The 15232-nt window shown below is 61.1% G+C and carries 19 protein-coding genes; 12 read left to right on the top strand and 7 right to left on the bottom strand.

All coding sequences use genetic code 11. The features are described 5' to 3' along the window. Positions 1-5: 5 nt before the first annotated feature. On the bottom strand, positions 6-578 hold the full coding sequence (locus D8896_RS16390) for a DsrE/DsrF/DrsH-like family protein (RefSeq protein WP_121823205.1): 573 nt from the start codon (positions 576-578) through the stop codon (positions 6-8). 2 nt (positions 579-580) lie between these two features. Beyond that, positions 581-826, bottom strand: coding sequence for a sulfurtransferase TusA family protein (locus tag D8896_RS16385; protein ID WP_121823204.1), 246 nt, complete (start codon positions 824-826; stop codon positions 581-583). A gap of 249 nt (positions 827-1075) precedes the next feature. Between D8896_RS16385 and D8896_RS16380 the strand changes: the two genes are divergently transcribed. From D8896_RS16380 to D8896_RS16365, 4 genes are read left to right on the top strand one after another with little or no spacing between them, the layout of a single operon-like run. Beyond that, positions 1076-2269, top strand: coding sequence for an MBL fold metallo-hydrolase (locus tag D8896_RS16380; protein ID WP_121823203.1), 1194 nt, complete (start codon positions 1076-1078; stop codon positions 2267-2269). Positions 2270-2277: 8 nt separating this feature from the next. Next, positions 2278-2835 (top strand): YeeE/YedE family protein, encoded by a 558-nt coding sequence (locus D8896_RS16375; RefSeq protein ID WP_121823202.1) that lies wholly within the window; start codon positions 2278-2280, stop codon positions 2833-2835. Then, the gene (locus tag D8896_RS16370) at positions 2832-3290 is read left to right on the top strand and encodes a YeeE/YedE family protein (RefSeq protein ID WP_121823201.1); all 459 of its coding nucleotides are present in this window, start codon (positions 2832-2834) and stop codon (positions 3288-3290) included. The genes D8896_RS16375 and D8896_RS16370 overlap by 4 nt, the downstream gene beginning before the upstream one ends. A gap of 9 nt (positions 3291-3299) precedes the next feature. Further along, positions 3300-4475 (top strand): inorganic phosphate transporter, encoded by a 1176-nt coding sequence (locus tag D8896_RS16365; RefSeq protein WP_121823200.1) that lies wholly within the window; start codon positions 3300-3302, stop codon positions 4473-4475. A gap of 15 nt (positions 4476-4490) precedes the next feature. Here D8896_RS16365 and D8896_RS16360 read toward each other — a convergent pair whose 3' ends face one another. Next, positions 4491-5225 carry a helix-turn-helix domain-containing protein gene (locus tag D8896_RS16360; RefSeq protein ID WP_121823336.1) on the bottom strand — a complete coding sequence of 245 codons (735 nt, stop codon included), beginning with the start codon at positions 5223-5225 and terminating at the stop codon, positions 4491-4493. An 89-nt stretch (positions 5226-5314) separates the two neighbouring features. On the opposite strand from D8896_RS16360, the gene D8896_RS16355 reads away from it, so the two are divergent. Then, a complete protein-coding gene (locus tag D8896_RS16355; RefSeq protein WP_121823199.1) occupies positions 5315-6427 on the top strand; it encodes an MBL fold metallo-hydrolase in 1113 nt (370 codons plus the stop codon). 3 nt (positions 6428-6430) lie between these two features. Next, positions 6431-7732, top strand: a complete 1302-nt coding sequence (locus tag D8896_RS16350; protein WP_121823198.1) for an MFS transporter — start codon at positions 6431-6433, stop codon at positions 7730-7732. Positions 7733-7820: 88 nt separating this feature from the next. Here D8896_RS16350 and D8896_RS16345 read toward each other — a convergent pair whose 3' ends face one another. Further along, the gene (locus D8896_RS16345; protein WP_121823197.1) at positions 7821-8666 is read right to left on the bottom strand and encodes a universal stress protein; all 846 of its coding nucleotides are present in this window, start codon (positions 8664-8666) and stop codon (positions 7821-7823) included. Between the two features lie 266 nt (positions 8667-8932). On the opposite strand from D8896_RS16345, the gene D8896_RS19560 reads away from it, so the two are divergent. From D8896_RS19560 to D8896_RS16320, 6 genes are all read left to right on the top strand, one after another. Then, a complete protein-coding gene (locus D8896_RS19560; protein WP_162991606.1) occupies positions 8933-9085 on the top strand; it encodes a DUF7512 family protein in 153 nt (50 codons plus the stop codon). Next, positions 9085-10119 (top strand): sulfite exporter TauE/SafE family protein, encoded by a 1035-nt coding sequence (locus D8896_RS16340; RefSeq protein ID WP_121823196.1) that lies wholly within the window; start codon positions 9085-9087, stop codon positions 10117-10119. The genes D8896_RS19560 and D8896_RS16340 overlap by 1 nt, the downstream gene beginning before the upstream one ends. A 150-nt stretch (positions 10120-10269) precedes the next feature. Next, positions 10270-10674 carry a helix-turn-helix domain-containing protein gene (locus tag D8896_RS16335; RefSeq protein ID WP_121823195.1) on the top strand — a complete coding sequence of 135 codons (405 nt, stop codon included), beginning with the start codon at positions 10270-10272 and terminating at the stop codon, positions 10672-10674. Positions 10675-10828: 154 nt separating this feature from the next. After that, on the top strand, positions 10829-11188 hold the full coding sequence (gene trxA / locus D8896_RS16330; RefSeq protein WP_121823194.1) for a thioredoxin: 360 nt from the start codon (positions 10829-10831) through the stop codon (positions 11186-11188). Continuing rightward, positions 11189-12229: an NAD(P)/FAD-dependent oxidoreductase gene (locus D8896_RS16325; RefSeq protein WP_121823193.1), complete on the top strand. Its 1041-nt coding sequence runs from the start codon at positions 11189-11191 to the stop codon at positions 12227-12229. Then, positions 12229-12624 (top strand): hypothetical protein, encoded by a 396-nt coding sequence (locus D8896_RS16320; protein ID WP_121823192.1) that lies wholly within the window; start codon positions 12229-12231, stop codon positions 12622-12624. The genes D8896_RS16325 and D8896_RS16320 overlap by 1 nt, the downstream gene beginning before the upstream one ends. A gap of 51 nt (positions 12625-12675) precedes the next feature. Here the strand turns inward: D8896_RS16320 and D8896_RS16315 are convergent, their stop codons facing one another. The 3 genes from D8896_RS16315 to D8896_RS16305 all read right to left on the bottom strand — a co-directional run bounded on the left by D8896_RS16315 (position 12676) and on the right by D8896_RS16305 (position 15178). Then, entirely contained in the window at positions 12676-13599 is a 924-nt protein-coding gene (locus D8896_RS16315; RefSeq protein ID WP_121823191.1) for a sulfite exporter TauE/SafE family protein, read from the bottom strand. 401 nt (positions 13600-14000) lie between these two features. After that, a complete protein-coding gene (locus D8896_RS16310; protein WP_121823190.1) occupies positions 14001-14234 on the bottom strand; it encodes a YgaP family membrane protein in 234 nt (77 codons plus the stop codon). A gap of 77 nt (positions 14235-14311) precedes the next feature. After that, positions 14312-15178, bottom strand: a complete 867-nt coding sequence (locus D8896_RS16305; protein WP_205596876.1) for a cbb3-type cytochrome c oxidase subunit I — start codon at positions 15176-15178, stop codon at positions 14312-14314. Between the last annotated feature and the right edge of the window lie 54 nt (positions 15179-15232).

Below are 15232 nucleotides of genomic sequence, written 5' to 3'. Positions count from 1 at the left end.
AGAGTTTAGACGAGGAGCTGGATGTCGGCGTCGGCCATGTCCTGGAGGGCGGTCGCCGCGCCGACGCCGGTGGTGACGCCGTCGTAGAAGTCGTCCTCGTCGTAGTCCATCAGCTCGATGGTCATCTGACAGGCCTGGAACTCCACGCCCATGTCGAGGCTCGTCTCGATGAGTTCCTCGATGGTTGCGGTGTCGTTGTCCTCGATCTTCCGCTCCATCATCTTCGTCGTCACGCGGTCCATCCCCGGAAGCGCGGCGACCGCGTTCGGTACAGGCATGTTGGGGTTGCCGACGGAGCTGAGCTTGAGGTTCTTCGAGCGCTCCTCGTGAAGGATGTCCAGCCCCCAGAACGTGTGAAAGACCGTGACCTCGTAGCCGAAGGCGGCCGCGGTGCTCGCAAGGATGAGCGGCGGGTACGCCATGTCCAGCGTCCCCTTCGTCGCGATGATGCTCATCTTCTTGCCGTCGTCCTCGCTCGTGGCTTCGGCGAGGGCGTCCTCCAGTTCGTCAACGCGTGCGGCCAGCTCCGCACGCGAGGGCGCCTCGCCAGCCGACGCGTCGGATGTGTCCGTACTCATCGTCACTCCGTCTTGCGGACGTAGTGTTTGAACACGTCGTCGCCTTCCTCCTGGTCGACGAGCTCGACGCCGTCAGTCCCGGACGCCCAGCCGTCGATGTCGCTCATACTTCCGGGGTCGGTCGCCAGCACTTCGAGGATTTCACCTTCCACGAGGTCGTCGATAGCGGACTTCGTCTTCACTACTGGCATGGGGCACGATGCGCCTTTGACGTCGAGTGTCTCCGTGATGTCGAATTCAGCACTCATTGGGTATCTGCTCCGTGAGTCTATATTGGAGCTATCGCACAATACCCCTTCCCCAAGTAAAAGATTGTCGATTTTTGTGGAAGCCACCAACTACTCTACGCTCTATCTGAGGCATTGAACTGGTAATAATCCCTATACAGGCGGTGTGACTCGGTTGAATCGTAGAGTCTCCCAGAATAGTATTGTCCAAAAATGGAACTACTATCCAAATACTTTTGTGCGACCACCCAGTAGAAGCGACTGCACAACATGAACGCTGACGACTTCCCGACTCCGGACGTCGACGTGTACTCAGTCCACCCGGAGACGCTGAAGGATCGTATCGACGCCGGCGAGGAGGTCACGCTCCTCGACGCGCGCATGCAATCGGATTACGAGGAGTGGCGTATCGACGGCGAGAACGTCACGTCGATCAACGTCCCGTACTTCGAGTTCCTCGAGGACGACATCGATGAGGACATCCTCGAGCAGATCCCTGACGACCGCGAGGTGACCGTCCTGTGTGCGAAGGGCGGCGCAAGCGAGTATGTCGCGGGCACCCTCGCCGAGCGCGGGTACGCCGTCGACCACCTTGAGGACGGCATGAACGGCTGGGCGAGCATCTACGAGGCCGTCGAGGTCACCGGCTACGACGGCGCCGGCACGCTGCTGCAGTACCAGCGTCCCTCCTCGGGCTGTCTCGGCTACCTGCTGTACGATGACGGTGAGGCCGCGATCATCGACCCGCTGCGGGCGTTCACCGACCGCTACCTCGCGGACGCTGACGACCTTGGTGTCGACCTGCAGTACGCGCTGGACACGCACGTTCACGCCGATCACATCTCTGGTGTTCGCGACCTGGACGCCGAGGGCGTGGAGGGCGTCATTCCCGAGGCGGCGGTCGACCGCGGCGTCACCTACGCGGACGAGCTGACCACGGCCGCGGACGGCGACACGTTCCAGGTCGGTGACGCCACCATCGGGGCCGTGTACACGCCGGGTCACACGACCGGAATGACCTCGTACCTCGTCGACGACAGCCTGCTCGCGACCGGCGACGGGCTGTTCATCGAGAGCGTCGCTCGCCCTGACCTCGAGGAAGGGGACGAGGGTGCGCCGGATGCTGCGCGTATGCTTTACGAGTCCTTACAGGAGCGCGTGCTGACGCTGCCCGACGACACGCTGATCGGCGGTGCGCACTTCAGCGACGCCGCGGAACCCGCTTCCGACGGCACCTTCACGGCGCCCATCGGCGAGCTCGTCGAGGAGATGGACGCGCTCACCATGAACGAGGACGAGTTCGTCGACCTGATCCTCTCGGATATGCCGCCGCGGCCGGCCAACTACGAGGACATCATCGCGACGAACCTCGGCCAGAACGCCGTCGACGACGACGAAGCGTTCACGCTCGAGCTCGGCCCGAACAACTGCGCAGCCAGCCAGGACTCCCTCGCGGGTGACTGACGACGCCGATGGTTGCTGACCCAGTACTGCTCCAAGCGGCTGCCGACCTGTTCCCCAACGGGATCAGTCGCTACGCCGTCGGCGGACTGCTCGTTGGGCTCGGCACCGTCCTGATCTACATCGGGACGGGAATCCCAGCCGGGGCGAGTACGTTCCTGGAGTCGACGCTGTCGTACGTCTCCGACCAGTCCCGCTTCCAGCAGTACGTCGGCTCGCGCGACTGGCGGCTCGTGTTCACGGCCGGCATCATCCTCGGCGGGCTGGCGTTCGCGGCGACGTTCCAGTCCGGCCTAGTCACGAGTTCGCTGTACGAGCCTGGGACGACCGGCCAGCTCTACGAAGTCGCCGGCGTGACGCTCTGGCAGACTGACGTCCAGCCGTGGCGGCTGTTCGTCGGCGGCATCCTCGTCGGCATCGGCACCCGGATCGGCAAGGGCTGTACGTCCGGGCACGGCGTCTGTGGCGTCGGTTCGGCGTCGAAGACATCGCTGGTCGGCGTGCTGACGTTCCTGACCGTGGCGATCGGCACGGCACAGGTCGTCGCCGCGCTGGGGGTGAGCCCATGAGCGACCGCCACCCGCTGTTCAAGCCGCTGATCTTCGTCGGCGGCATCGTGTTCGGGTTCGGGCTCGGGTTCAGCCACATGGCGCGCCCGGAGGTCGTGCTGAACTTCCTCCAGTTCGAGGATCTCGGCCTCCCGTTCGTGATGTTCGGGGCCGCCATCGTCTCCGGGATCGCGTTCGCCCTGCTGCCCCGGATTCGGGACGCTGCGCCCCTGACGGGCGACCCCTACGAGCGCCGGCTGAAGCCGTTCGACCGGAACGTCCTGGTCGGCGGTGCCGTCTTCGGCGTCGGCTGGGGGCTCTCCGGCATCTGCCCGGGCGCCGCCTACGCGAGCCTCGGCGTCGGCAACGTCACCATCCTCTGGGCGCTCGCCGGCATGTTCGTCGGCGCCTACGCCCAGGGATACTGGCGGAGCCGGCGTCAGGCGCGTGACACCGCCGCGACGGGCGCAGACTAACCCATTTCTATGGACCCCGCTCTCATCGCCCTCTTCGCCGGTGCAGCGCTTGCCAGCCTGTTTATGGCGTGGGTCATCGGCGCCGGCTCAAGCGGCGCCACGCCGTATGCCCCTGCCGTTGGAGCGAACGCCATCGCGACGATGCGCGCCGCGCTACTCGTGGGAGTCTTCGGCTTCGCCGGTGCCGTTACCCAGGGTGGCAACGTCTCGGAAGCCGTCGGGAGCGGTCTCGTCGGCGGCATCAGCCTGCCCGTCGCCGGCGTTATCCTCGTGCTCGTATTGGGCGCGGGGTTGATGGCGGTCGGCATCACGACGGGCTATCCGATCGCGACTGCGTTCACCGTGACGGGCGCCGTCATCGGCGTCGGTCTCGCGCTCGGTGGGACGCCGGTCTGGGCAAAGTACCAGCAGATCGCCGCCGTCTGGGTGCTGACGCCGTTCGTCGGTGGCGGCATCGCGTTCACTATCGCGAGCCTCCTTCCGCGTCCCGACGTCCCCGAACGCTGCAGTATTCCCGTCCTCGCCGGCCTCGTCGGGGCCGTCCTCGTGAACGTCCAGTTCAGCTTTCTCGGTGACGGGAGTGCGGCTGGAACTGTCCGTGGTCTCGGTCAGCGGGTGCTGGCAGTCGACGGACTTGTCTCGGCGGTCGGCATTACCGGCCTCGCCGCGCTGGCTGTCGCGGCCGTCGTTTGGTGGGACGTCAGCCGTGACAAACACGGCGGCCTGCGTCGGGTACTATTGGCACTCGGATCGCTCGTGGCGTTCTCCGCAGGTGGGAGCCAAGTCGGGCTCGCCGTCGGGCCGTTGCTCCCGCTGCTCGATGAGGTCGGGATGGTCTCGACGTTCGCCGTGCTCGTCGGCGGCGGCCTCGGGATGCTCGTCGGCTCGTGGACGGGTGCGCCCCGGATGATCAAGTCGCTCGCACAGGACTACTCGTCGCTCGGGCCGCGCCGCTCGATCTCAGCGCTCGTGCCGTCGTTCCTGATCGCACAGCTGGCCGTCCTGCTGGGCGTCCCGGTCTCATTCAACGAGATCGTCGTCAGCGCCATTATCGGGAGCGGGGCTGCGGTGGGGGGTCGGGAAGCGGTGGATGCCCGGAAAATCGGTATGACCGTTGGAGCGTGGATGGGGTCGTTCCTCCTTGCGTTCGTGCTCGCGTATGCAGCTGGCACGCTGCTGTTGTAGCCGCTACTGACAGCGTTAGTCCGCGGCTTGTTCGGGCTCTCGACCACTCTCGACGCCCAGCGGGTCGGTCGTTAAGGTTGCGGTGACCAGCCGCAGGAATTGGCCTGCATTCGTGAGCAGTTTGTTTTCTGCCTTTCGGAGATGTTCTTCGTACGTCGAGCGAGCGACGGCAGTTTGTTCGGCGAGGTCGCGGAGAGACGTCTTCCGAGGTTGTTCATAGTAGCCACTTTCGAGGGCGAGCTGGAGCGCGGCCAGTTGCCGGTCAGTGATGTTTTCGAACAGCTGATTTGCCGGCGCCAGCATACTGTGCGGAATCTGTGTCTCCGAGATCGACGTCTTCGAGAGGAGTTCGATCTCTCTGTCCGAACGAAGCGATTCGAGCAATTCGCGCACGTCTTCGCCATCGAACGCGACGACCGTGTAATGCTCCCAACCCTGGCGGTATATCGTCGGTGATTGATACAAGCAGTTGTGGTCCTCGAAGCGGTCGATGACGGAGTCTTCGAGCGAGCAGAGACAGGACTGGGTGACGACGTGGTATCCACTGTCGTCTGCCGATTCATACAGTACAGTACCGATCTCGTTGATTTCGTTGAGTAGTTCGTCGGTCGGCGTTGTCTCCGTCGTGATCTCAAGCACTTGGCAGTCGCTCAACGGCCACTCGCGGATCGTCAGATCCGGGTATCGCTCCGATATCTTCCGGTACGGGCATTCGTGTTTGACCCGAATTGACGCCTCGTATAGTCCCATATGAGTAGTTTCGAACTCGGTGTAATTAGCAGTGCCGGTCATGTCCGGCAGTACCCATATGCGAATATACCTGCTATCCTGGACTACCGATGCAGGAGATATCGCCCGAGGAACTCGGTGAACAGTTGCAGGATGATAATGACGGGCCACTTGTGCTCGATATTCGCCATCAAGCGGACTTCGAGGAGTGGCACATCCCGGGAAGCCGTCACGTCGATGTCTATGACGAATTGACTGACGACCCGGAACAAGCCATGGAGCCGCTCTCTGACCTGCCCAGTGACGAACAAATCGTTACTGTCTGTGCGGCAGGCGTCGTCTCTCAGACTGCGACAGAAGTCCTCCGGGAACTGGGATACGACGCGGTGACCCTGACGGACGGAATGAACGGCTGGAGCCGCGTCCACCGGCACGCGAACGTCCCCGTAGACAGTGATGACACCCTCGTGCAAGTTGCCCGGCCGGGGAAAGGCTGTCTCTCTCACGTCCTCGTCTCGGACGGCGAAGCTGCCGTCTTCGACCCGTCACACTATCTCGACGAGTACGACACTGTCCTCGAGGAGTTCCACGCCGATCTCGTTGCTGTCTTCGACACGCACGCCCACGCGGATCACGTCTCAGGCGCGGCAGCCCTAGCTGACCGCCACGACGTTCCGTACTATCTCCACCCGAAGGATGCGCTCGCACTCGACGCGACGCCGGTCGGAGATGGACAGACTGTGACGGTCGGGAGCCTGGACATCGATGTCGTCCACACGCCCGGCCACAGCGAAGGAAGCGTTTCCTTCGACCTCGAGGGCGCGGCGCTTCTGACCGGCGACACCCTGTTCCACGATAGCGTCGGCCGCGTCGAACTCGGTGTCGAGGCCGGTATTGAGGACTCCGACGTCGAGGGAAACGCCGCGACGCTGTACGAGAGCCTCCAGCGGTTGCTGGACCGCCCTGATGACGCCCTGATCCTGCCGGCGCACGATCCGGGCTCGCCTGAACCGCCGGTGGCTGCCACGCTCGCGGAGGTCAGAGAACGGAACGATGACCTCGGCCGCAACCGGGAGGCGTTCGTTGAGGAGCTCGCGTCGGACATTCCGGACCACCCGCCGAACTTCGAACGCGTCAAGCGGACGAACGTCGGCCGGGAGTCGGTCCCAGAGGACGAACTGGCCGAGCTGGAACTGGGCCCGAACAACTGTGCGGCCGAGTAATCCATGACTACGCCAACTGAACTCAAACAGGGGATCCGCGAGCACCTCGGGCAGTTCTCGCTGCACGTCTTGCTCGTCTTCGCGACCGGGCTGACCATCGGCTCCGAACGGACCGTCGTCCCCCTGCTGGGGGAGGACGTCCTCGGCGTCGAGTCGTTCCTCGTGATCGGCTCGTTCGTCGTGTCGTTCGGCATCGTGAAGTCGTTCCTCAATCTCTACGCCGGCAAGTGGGGCGAGGAGTACGGCCGCAAGCCCGTCCTCATCGCCGGGTGGGCGACGGCGCTCCCGCTGCCGATTATCCTGATCTTCGCCCCGAGCTGGGGCTGGATCACGGTCGGAAACGTCCTGCTGGGGATCAACCAGGCGTTGACCTGGAGCATGGCGATCAACGCGAAGATCGACCTCGCGGGCCCTGACCAGCGCGGGCTCGCGGTCGGCATCGACGAGGCATTCGGCTATACTGGTGTCGCCGTTGGAGCTTGGATCACGGGTATCATCGCCGGCCAGTGGAGCTTGCGGCCAGAACCGTTCTACTTCCCGGCTATCGTCGTCGTGCTGGCGTTCCTCATCTCGATCTTTCTGATCAAGGAGACCGTCCAGTACGCCCAAGCCGAAGGGGACGACGACCACCACGATGCGAACCTGCCGTTCGACGAGGTGCTGAAGCGCGCGACCTACGGCGACCGGACGCTGTTCGCCGCCGCACAGGCCGGCCACATCGAGAACTTCGTCGACACACTGTTCTGGATCGCCGTCCCGCTGTACCTCACGAGCCAGGGGCTGGGCATCGCAGCGGTCGGGGTCGTCGTCGGTGTTCACAGCGCGATGTACTTCCTCCAGATCGCGACAGGCGGGCTGGCGGATCGCATCGGTCGGCGTCCGCCCGTGATCGCCGGGATGTTCCTCGCGGGCGCGGGCGTCCTCGGGATGGTGCTCGTCGATAGCTACCTCCCGTGGGTCGTGTTAGCCGGCGTCTCCGGGCTGGGGATGGCGCTGCTGTACCCGAACCTGATGACGGTCCCGAGCGATGCGGCCCACCCGACGTGGCGATCGGCGGGCATGGGCGTCTACCGGATGTGGCGGGACTCCGGGTACGCTGTCGGCGCGGTCCTGATCGGACTCTCGATGGAGTTCGTGAATGCGGCGGCCGCGTTCTACGTGACTGCCGGGCTGATGTTCGTGTCAGGTACAGTGGTGTACGTTTGGATGGAGGAGACCCATCCCGAATTCGGTACGCACGAGCCGCCTGCGCCTGCGAGAGTTGGAGTGGGGAAAGGCGTCACAGGAAGACTGAAGAATCCGTGATGGTCCCGTCTCGTGGGCTTCACAAGCAATCTGAGAACCGCTTGAGCTGCCGACGCTCTGCGATATCGGGGCCCTGGTGGTGTCTTTCTCAGACTGCCCGGGGCGGCGGAACGAGGAAAACGTTTCCCGTCGCCTGTGCGACGATCTCCTCTGAAACGCTGCCCAACAGGAGTCGCCGGATACGGCTTCGTCCTTTCGACCCGACGAGGATCGTCGACGGCGTTACTTCTGCTTCCACGGCGAGGATTTCGTCGGCAGGATCTCCGTACCGGACCTCGATTCGTGTCTCGATGTCCCAGTTTTCCAGCGTACTCGCGTACTCGGTCAGCTGTTCTTCTGGGCTGGGATCGGCGTCGACGCCTTCGTCTTTCGGCGACTGCACGTGAACCAGCGTGGCTTCCTCGGTCGCGTGACGGAGGTACGAGAAGGCGTCGAACGCCCGGTCGGCGTGTTCGGAGAAGTCCGTCGCGAAGAGCATCCGTTGGAAGAGATGTTCTCGGAGAACCTCGGGGTCGTCGGTCCCCCGCTCGATGCGGTTGACCAGTAACGGAACGACAGTCGTCCGCGCAAGGTTGCGGGCGGTTGAGCCGATGATACGATTCTCGAGTGGGCTCTGGCCCCGGGAACCGACGACTGCGAGGTCCGCGTGGACGGTTTCAGCGATACCGTTGATACGTCGATAGGGGGTCCCACGGACGACGTGGGTCTCGACGTCGAACCCGGCGGACTCGATTACCGTCCGATACTGGTCGAGCGCCTGTTGGCGTCGCTCCTCGAAATTCACCCCGGGCATGCCGGAGTGGACGTTCGCCGGGACGACTGTCACTAGATGGATCGTGTCGACGCCGATACGTCCCAGGCAGTCGAGGCAGGTTTCGTTCTCTATGGCGGCCTCGCTTGCAGCCGACAGGTCGGTCGCGCACAGGCCCTTCATACCGGGTATTAGTCGTGTTCCGACAACATGGTTTTGCTTGGCAGGTGAGCGCTGTCCGTGGTGTTAGTCCGACTTGCACCGGCTGATCTCCAGAGCTGCTTTGGCGTATATGTTCTCTCTAAGTTATCGGAACTCCCCTCTTGGTTACCCGGATATAGTATTGTGTGATAATCCCAAAACCATTTTGTACTCTAGTCGGCTACGTAGAATTGCGCAGAGAAGTATGAAACAGACAAGTTTAATCGTCAAAGAAGGGGTGGCGTATAATGACCGGTGTTGAATCGCTGAGCGGATGGGGACAAGCAGCGACCGTTATCGGAATCGTGCTACTGGAGGCAGTCGTGCTCTATATTGGGTATGGAGCACTCGAAAAGCTTGTCGGTTCGAAGATCATCGCTGCAATTCGAGGTGACCAGTGATGGAGATCTTCGGCATCGCTGCATCACTACTCGTGATGTTCACCGGGTTCGGCCTGCTCATCGGCCTCCTGTTCGGGTTCTTCGGAATGGGCGGGTCGTTCCTCGTCACGCCAGCGCTGCTCGTGATGGGTTACAAGACCGACGTCGCCGTCGCATCCGGGCTCGCCTTCGTGTTTGGAACGTCGGTCATCGCGACGCTGAAACACCGCGATCTCGGGCAAGTTGACTACAAGCTCGGGGTGCTGATGATCGCGGGCACCACGGCAGGCATCGAAGTCGGGAAGCAGGGTCTTCATTTACTGCAGGACCTCGGATTGGCTGATACCGTGGTCAGCGTTGCGTACGTTGGCCTGCTCGGTGGTATCGGCCTGTTCGTTACCCGCCAAGCGCTCACAGACGATGGCGGCGGCATCAGCCACGATGCCGATGTCGATGGTGAGTTGGACCCGGATGAAATCCCTGATATCGCGAAGCAGATCCAGTCGTACGAGGTTCCGCCGATGATGACGCTTCGCGGCGGCGTGACGGTCTCGCTGTGGATGATCCTCGCCGTCGCGTTCGCCACCGGACTGCTGTCCGGCTTCCTCGGTGTGGGTGGCGGCTTCATCCGGATGCCTGCCCTCTTCTACCTCGTGGGCGTCCCCGTCCCCGTCGCGGTCGGAACCGATCTGTTCGAGATCGTCTTCTCCGGCGGAATCGGGAGCTTCCTCTATGCACTCGACGGTGCGGTTGATCTCGCGATCGTCGCTCCGCTGCTCGCGGGAAGCGCCCTCGGGGCCCGGGTCGGCGCTGCGGCGACGAGTATCGTCGACGAGGATGAAATCAAGGTGTACTTCGGCGTGATGCTGCTGCTGGGAGCGATTGCCGTCGCCGTGCGCAAAATCGGCGGTGTCATCGAGATGCCATTCCTTGACTCAGTCGCACTGGTCATCATCCTCGGTGCGGCACTCCTCGTCAGTAGTGCGGTCGTTTACAGCTCCATCCAGGAGCTTCGGACGACCTCTGCCGACACTGATTCCATTATCGTTGACTGACAAGCACTCCCGCTGTTTCCGCCATAGTACACAAGTCTTTGTCCGGCCGAGATTTTTGTCTCCCTCCGTTTCGACCACGGGTTCGTACAAGATTGTAGGTTCCGCACACAAGTCTTTTAACAGCCCAGCACGTACAGATACGCGATAACAATGCCAGATTCGATGTCTGAACAACTCCGTCGGGACATGGAGTGCGAGGGACTGCTCGAGTGCTTCCACGGTCTCAAAGAACTCGACAAGGAGTGCTTCCGGGCGCTCGTCGACGCCAAAGAGCCGTTGACTGTCGACGAAATCGCCGAGGCTGTCGATCGTGAACGGTCGACTGCGTACCGGGCCGTCCAGCGGCTGCTCCAGACGGGCTTCATCGAGAAAGATCAGGTCAACTACGAGCAGGGCGGCTACTACCACGTCTACTCGCCGACGGATCCGTCGCAGATCGTGGACGAAATGCAGCGGATGCTCAACGATTGGTACGCGAAGATGGGCCAGCTCATCCAGGAGTTCGAAACCAAGTACGAGCAGTCCGACACCTCCGCTCCCGCTGCTGAAAGCTAACTCTCCTCTTTTTGTCTCAGGTCTCACCCGTTTTGTTGGTGGGCTGGGATTCCTGTAGTCCAGAGACACTCACGGAGCTGCGTGAAATTATATTGGTTAGTATTGTGTGTATTGTCCAAAATCCTTAATTACCGTCGGTGCCAACGTACTGGTGATGGCAACCGATACTGCATCCGACGCTGGCACCACTACCACGAGTGAACCGCTTCACATCAATGGTCAGTCCCAACTCGATGAGGTCGTCGCCGAGCACGATGTCGTCCTCACCGACTTCTACGCCGACTGGTGTGGTCCCTGCCAGATGCTCGAACCGGTCGTCGAGACGCTGGCCGCGGAGACTGATGCTGCTGTCGCCAAGGTCGATGTCGACGCGAACCAGCAACTTGCCGGTGCATACGGCGTTCGGGGCGTCCCGACCCTGATTCTGTTCGCTGACGGCGAGCAGGTCGAGGAGATCGTCGGGGTGCAGGGTGAAGAGCAACTGCGCTCCCTGATCGGGAGGTACACCGAGTAAATGACTGAGGAAATACAGGATCTCGTCATCGCGGGTTCGGGCGTTGCTGGTCTCTCGGCAGCCGTTTACGCGGCTCGGGCCGATCTCGACCCACTCGTGCTCGAGGGTGACGAGCCGGGCGGGCAGTTGACGCTGACGACCGACGTTGAGAACTATCTCGGGTTCCCGGACGGCGTCGGTGGGATGGAGCTGATCCAGCGAGGGAAAGAGCAGGCCGAGCAGTTCGGCGCCGAGTTCCGGCATGGCAGCATCGAGTCTGCGGAGCTCGACGAACAGCCGCTGGAGCTGTCGATCTCGACCGGTGAGTCGCTCCTGACCCGCGCGCTGATCGTCGCGACGGGAGCGAGCGCTCGCTGGGTCGGCGCCGAGGGAGAAGACGAATTAATGGGGTATGGCCTCTCGACGTGTGCGACATGCGACGGCGCGTTCCACCGCGGTGACGATGTTCTCGTCGTCGGTGGCGGCGACAGCGCGATGGAAGAGGCTCTCTTCCTCGCGAAGTTCGCTGACTCCGTGACCGTCGTCCACCGCCGCGACGAACTCAGAGCTTCGGAAATCATGGCTGACCGCGCTCGCAATCACGATAGCGTCGAGTTCGTCTGGAACACTGAACTCTTGGCGATCAAGGGGTCTCAGGAGAAAGGCGTGACCGGTGCGACGCTCGTCTTCCACCTGGATGGCTACCCTGCCCAGAAGTACGAAGCCGGTGAAGACGTCAAAGTCGAGGAGGTCGAGGTTGGTGGCGTGTTCTACGCTATCGGCCACGAGCCCAACACCGACTTCCTCCGGGACACCCACGTTGACCTCGACGACAACGGGTACGTTCAAACGTCCACCGCAGGGGATGCGTGGGCGACGACGGCGACGGCCGCCGACGGCGTCTTTGGGGCCGGTGACGTGATGGACCGCGAGTACCAGCAGGCGGTCACCGCCGCCGGCATGGGTAGCATGGCCGCCCTGGACGCCGAGGAGTGGCTCGAATCAGTAGACGCGGCGTCGGCTGAGAGTCCTGAAGCAGTTGCTACGGAGGCCGACGACTGATGGGGTCGAGTGTCCGACACGATGTCAACACGACAGACCCAGCCTCCGTCGACGATCAGGCGGATCGGGTCCTCGTTTCGTTCCGGTCACCGGAGACTGATCCAGACGACACCGATGACTGGTGGGTCGCAGACAGCGAGTGGCTCCGGGAGAATATGACGGAACACACGTACCGTCGGTACCTTCGGTGGTCCCATGCAGGACCTGTCGCTGTCGGCGACGAGTGGGAAGAGTTCGTCAACTGCGGCTGTACGAGTCCGGAAGACGTGATACTCCGCGTTGAAGATATCGAAGGCGGGATTGCAATCGGTTCGGAGACGGTGATCGAAGTTGTCTCGCGGAAAGACATCGTTGAGAAGGATATCGACGACACGACGGACGACGCCGGCCAGTGAGCTCTTTTGGTCGGATGTCGCTGACGTTTCGTACCGAAAACTACGTCCGGGTCACAGGAAGAGCGCTGGAATCGTGTTCCGGAAGATATTGAGTGAGATGACGAACAGCAACGCGACGACGAACCAGTTGAACTTCTCCTCGTCCACTTCGAGACGGCGGAGGTACGTTCCGAGCAGGAGGCCGACGATGGTGACGACTGCGATCACCGATCCGAGCCACAGCCGATAGGTTGTCAGCAGGTCCGTGAACAGGGCCATCTGGATAATCCGGACTGTGAATACGGTGCCGAGAACCATCGAGAGGCCGCCGATGTACCGTTCGGTGTCCCGCTCAAACGTATGGAAGTACGCCGGGAGCAGCGGCCCGAGGTTCGCGACAGCCAGGAGGAACCCTTCGAGGAACCCCGCAACGCTGAGTCCTAGCGGATTGTGCGTCTCTTCGACGGTGACGAAGCCCTGAACGATCTGGAAGACGACGTAGCCAAAGATTACGAGGCCGATGAGAAACGGAACGATTGGACCCGTGTTAAATTCGGCAAGGAACGCGACTCCGATTACCGACCCCACGATAGCTAGCAGGACGAGAACCCATTCCTCGCGGATGAAGGATAAACCGGTGTCGGTCTCTCCGATCTGGAACATGTTGATCATCCACGGAGGAATAGCCAGGACAACGACTGCGAAAGTTGGATCGATCACAGAGGCGAAGATGGGCGTCGTGATGAGTGCATAGCCGAAGCCCACCATCCCCTTGACGACCCCAGCGATAACTGCAACGAGAATAAACGCCGCCATCAGTGTAAGCGAAATATCGGCTTGCAGGCCCTTACTGAGTTTATCAAATCCGGGGAAGAAGACGATAGATCCTGCCACGACAGCAAGCGTCGCGAAGACCATCATCACCTCGCGGTACTGGAACTCGAGAAAGTTCGAGACAAACCGTTCGACATCTATCCGTGACTCTGGAGTACTCATAGGTACCACCGTTCAAGCGAATCCGAATTCAGCATTACAGGTAGAAATATCGCGAGACGTATTCCAGTCCCCGTCACGGCGATATCCACAGCTATTTGCGTGCACTCGAATAGGTGTGAATGGTAATACTAACCACTCTGGCTCCTGAAAACCCGTTCTATACGTATTTTTCTCCCGTCTTGGAAAAAGGCATATTTTTCAGGTAGATGTCGGTCAGGGTGGGCGAATAAACTACTGGTTCGGAAATTGAAGAAACAATTCAAGTAGCCGGATGTCTCCACGAGCGGGTTGGCGAGCTAAAAAACCAGAACACTGGTCACCGTCATTTCCGCCTGCCTACGTGCTTCCGTAGAGCCGTACCGTCGATTTTGGCGACGACGAGTGTCTTGCGTCCATCAGTTCTACTTGTCGTGCGTGTTGATCCCAGCGACCTGGTTTGCCGGGCACTTTTGCGTCGTTCCAGTGACGACGAAGATTACACCTGCGACGAGGATGAGTGCAGTGACCACCAACCCAATCGTGCCTGCGAGTCCGATATCGAGATAGCCTGCCGCTACTGCGACACCGACCGCAACGAGGAGTGGGCCGAGGACGAGCCGTGCCGTTCTGTCGAGACCGCCGACGTTCTTTTCCATATCATGTAGAAAGGTCCTTTAGTCTATTAAGTATTTGGCAATAGTGTACAATACTCGAACCCGATATCCCGGAATTATTATTTGCAGTCCTCGTCCGATTCCTCGCCCCCGTCAGCCAACGCGGTCTCGCGTTTTTGTTCGAACCACGCCCATTCTGCTGTTCGGAGCCCATTTTCTTTGAGATTCCATGGATCAGCATCCGGTACTCGCGGCCCTTCGAGCCAAGACGTGACCATATTATAGAACCAGATGAGTTGGGCAACCGTGATGATCACTGCCCCCAGCGTAGCCGTTTGATGGAGAGCCGTGAGTACATCGACCGGACCGACCGTTAATTCGTAGGTTGCGTATCGGCGGGGCATTCCCAGATACCCCATCAGAAGCATTGCGAAGAACGTGATATTCACGCCCAGCATACTCAACCAGAAATGCCACTTTGCGAGAGTCTTCTGATACATTCGCCCTGAGACGAGCGGGAACCAGTAATATATCGCGGCGAAGACCGCGAAGACGGTTCCGCCCATGAGGAAGTAATGGAAGTGACCAACCACGTAATAGGTGTCGTGGAGAATGAGGTCAATGGGAATTGCTGCGAGAAAGACGCCGGTGATACCGCCAATAATCAGATTCGACACGAACCCGATGCAGAACAGCATCGGCGTTGTGAGGCGGATCCGTCCGTTCCACATCGTCGCGATCCAGTTGAACGTTTTTACGGCAGTTGGGACCGCAATTGCGAGAGAAACTACCATGAACGACGCCCGGAGCCTGGGATCGATTCCGCTCGCAAACATATGGTGTGCCCAGACACCAAACGAGAGGACGCCGATTGCGAGCGTCGAGTAGACCACGAATTTGAACCCGAACAATTGGCTCTGGTGAATCGCTGGACAGCGTCGGTTTCGACCGTCAGAACTAGTGGAATGAAGCGGGAAACCACCGATGGTTCATGTCGAAGATTTCCCGCTTCACAAGCAAAGCGGTTCAGTTAGCTAAAA

It is taken from the genome of Halostella salina, from assembly GCF_003675855.1.
In the GTDB taxonomy this organism is placed as follows: Archaea; Halobacteriota; Halobacteria; order Halobacteriales; family Natronoarchaeaceae; genus Halostella; species Halostella salina.
Note: the sequence above shows the minus strand (reverse complement) of the source record. Positions and strands in the feature narration are given on the sequence as shown.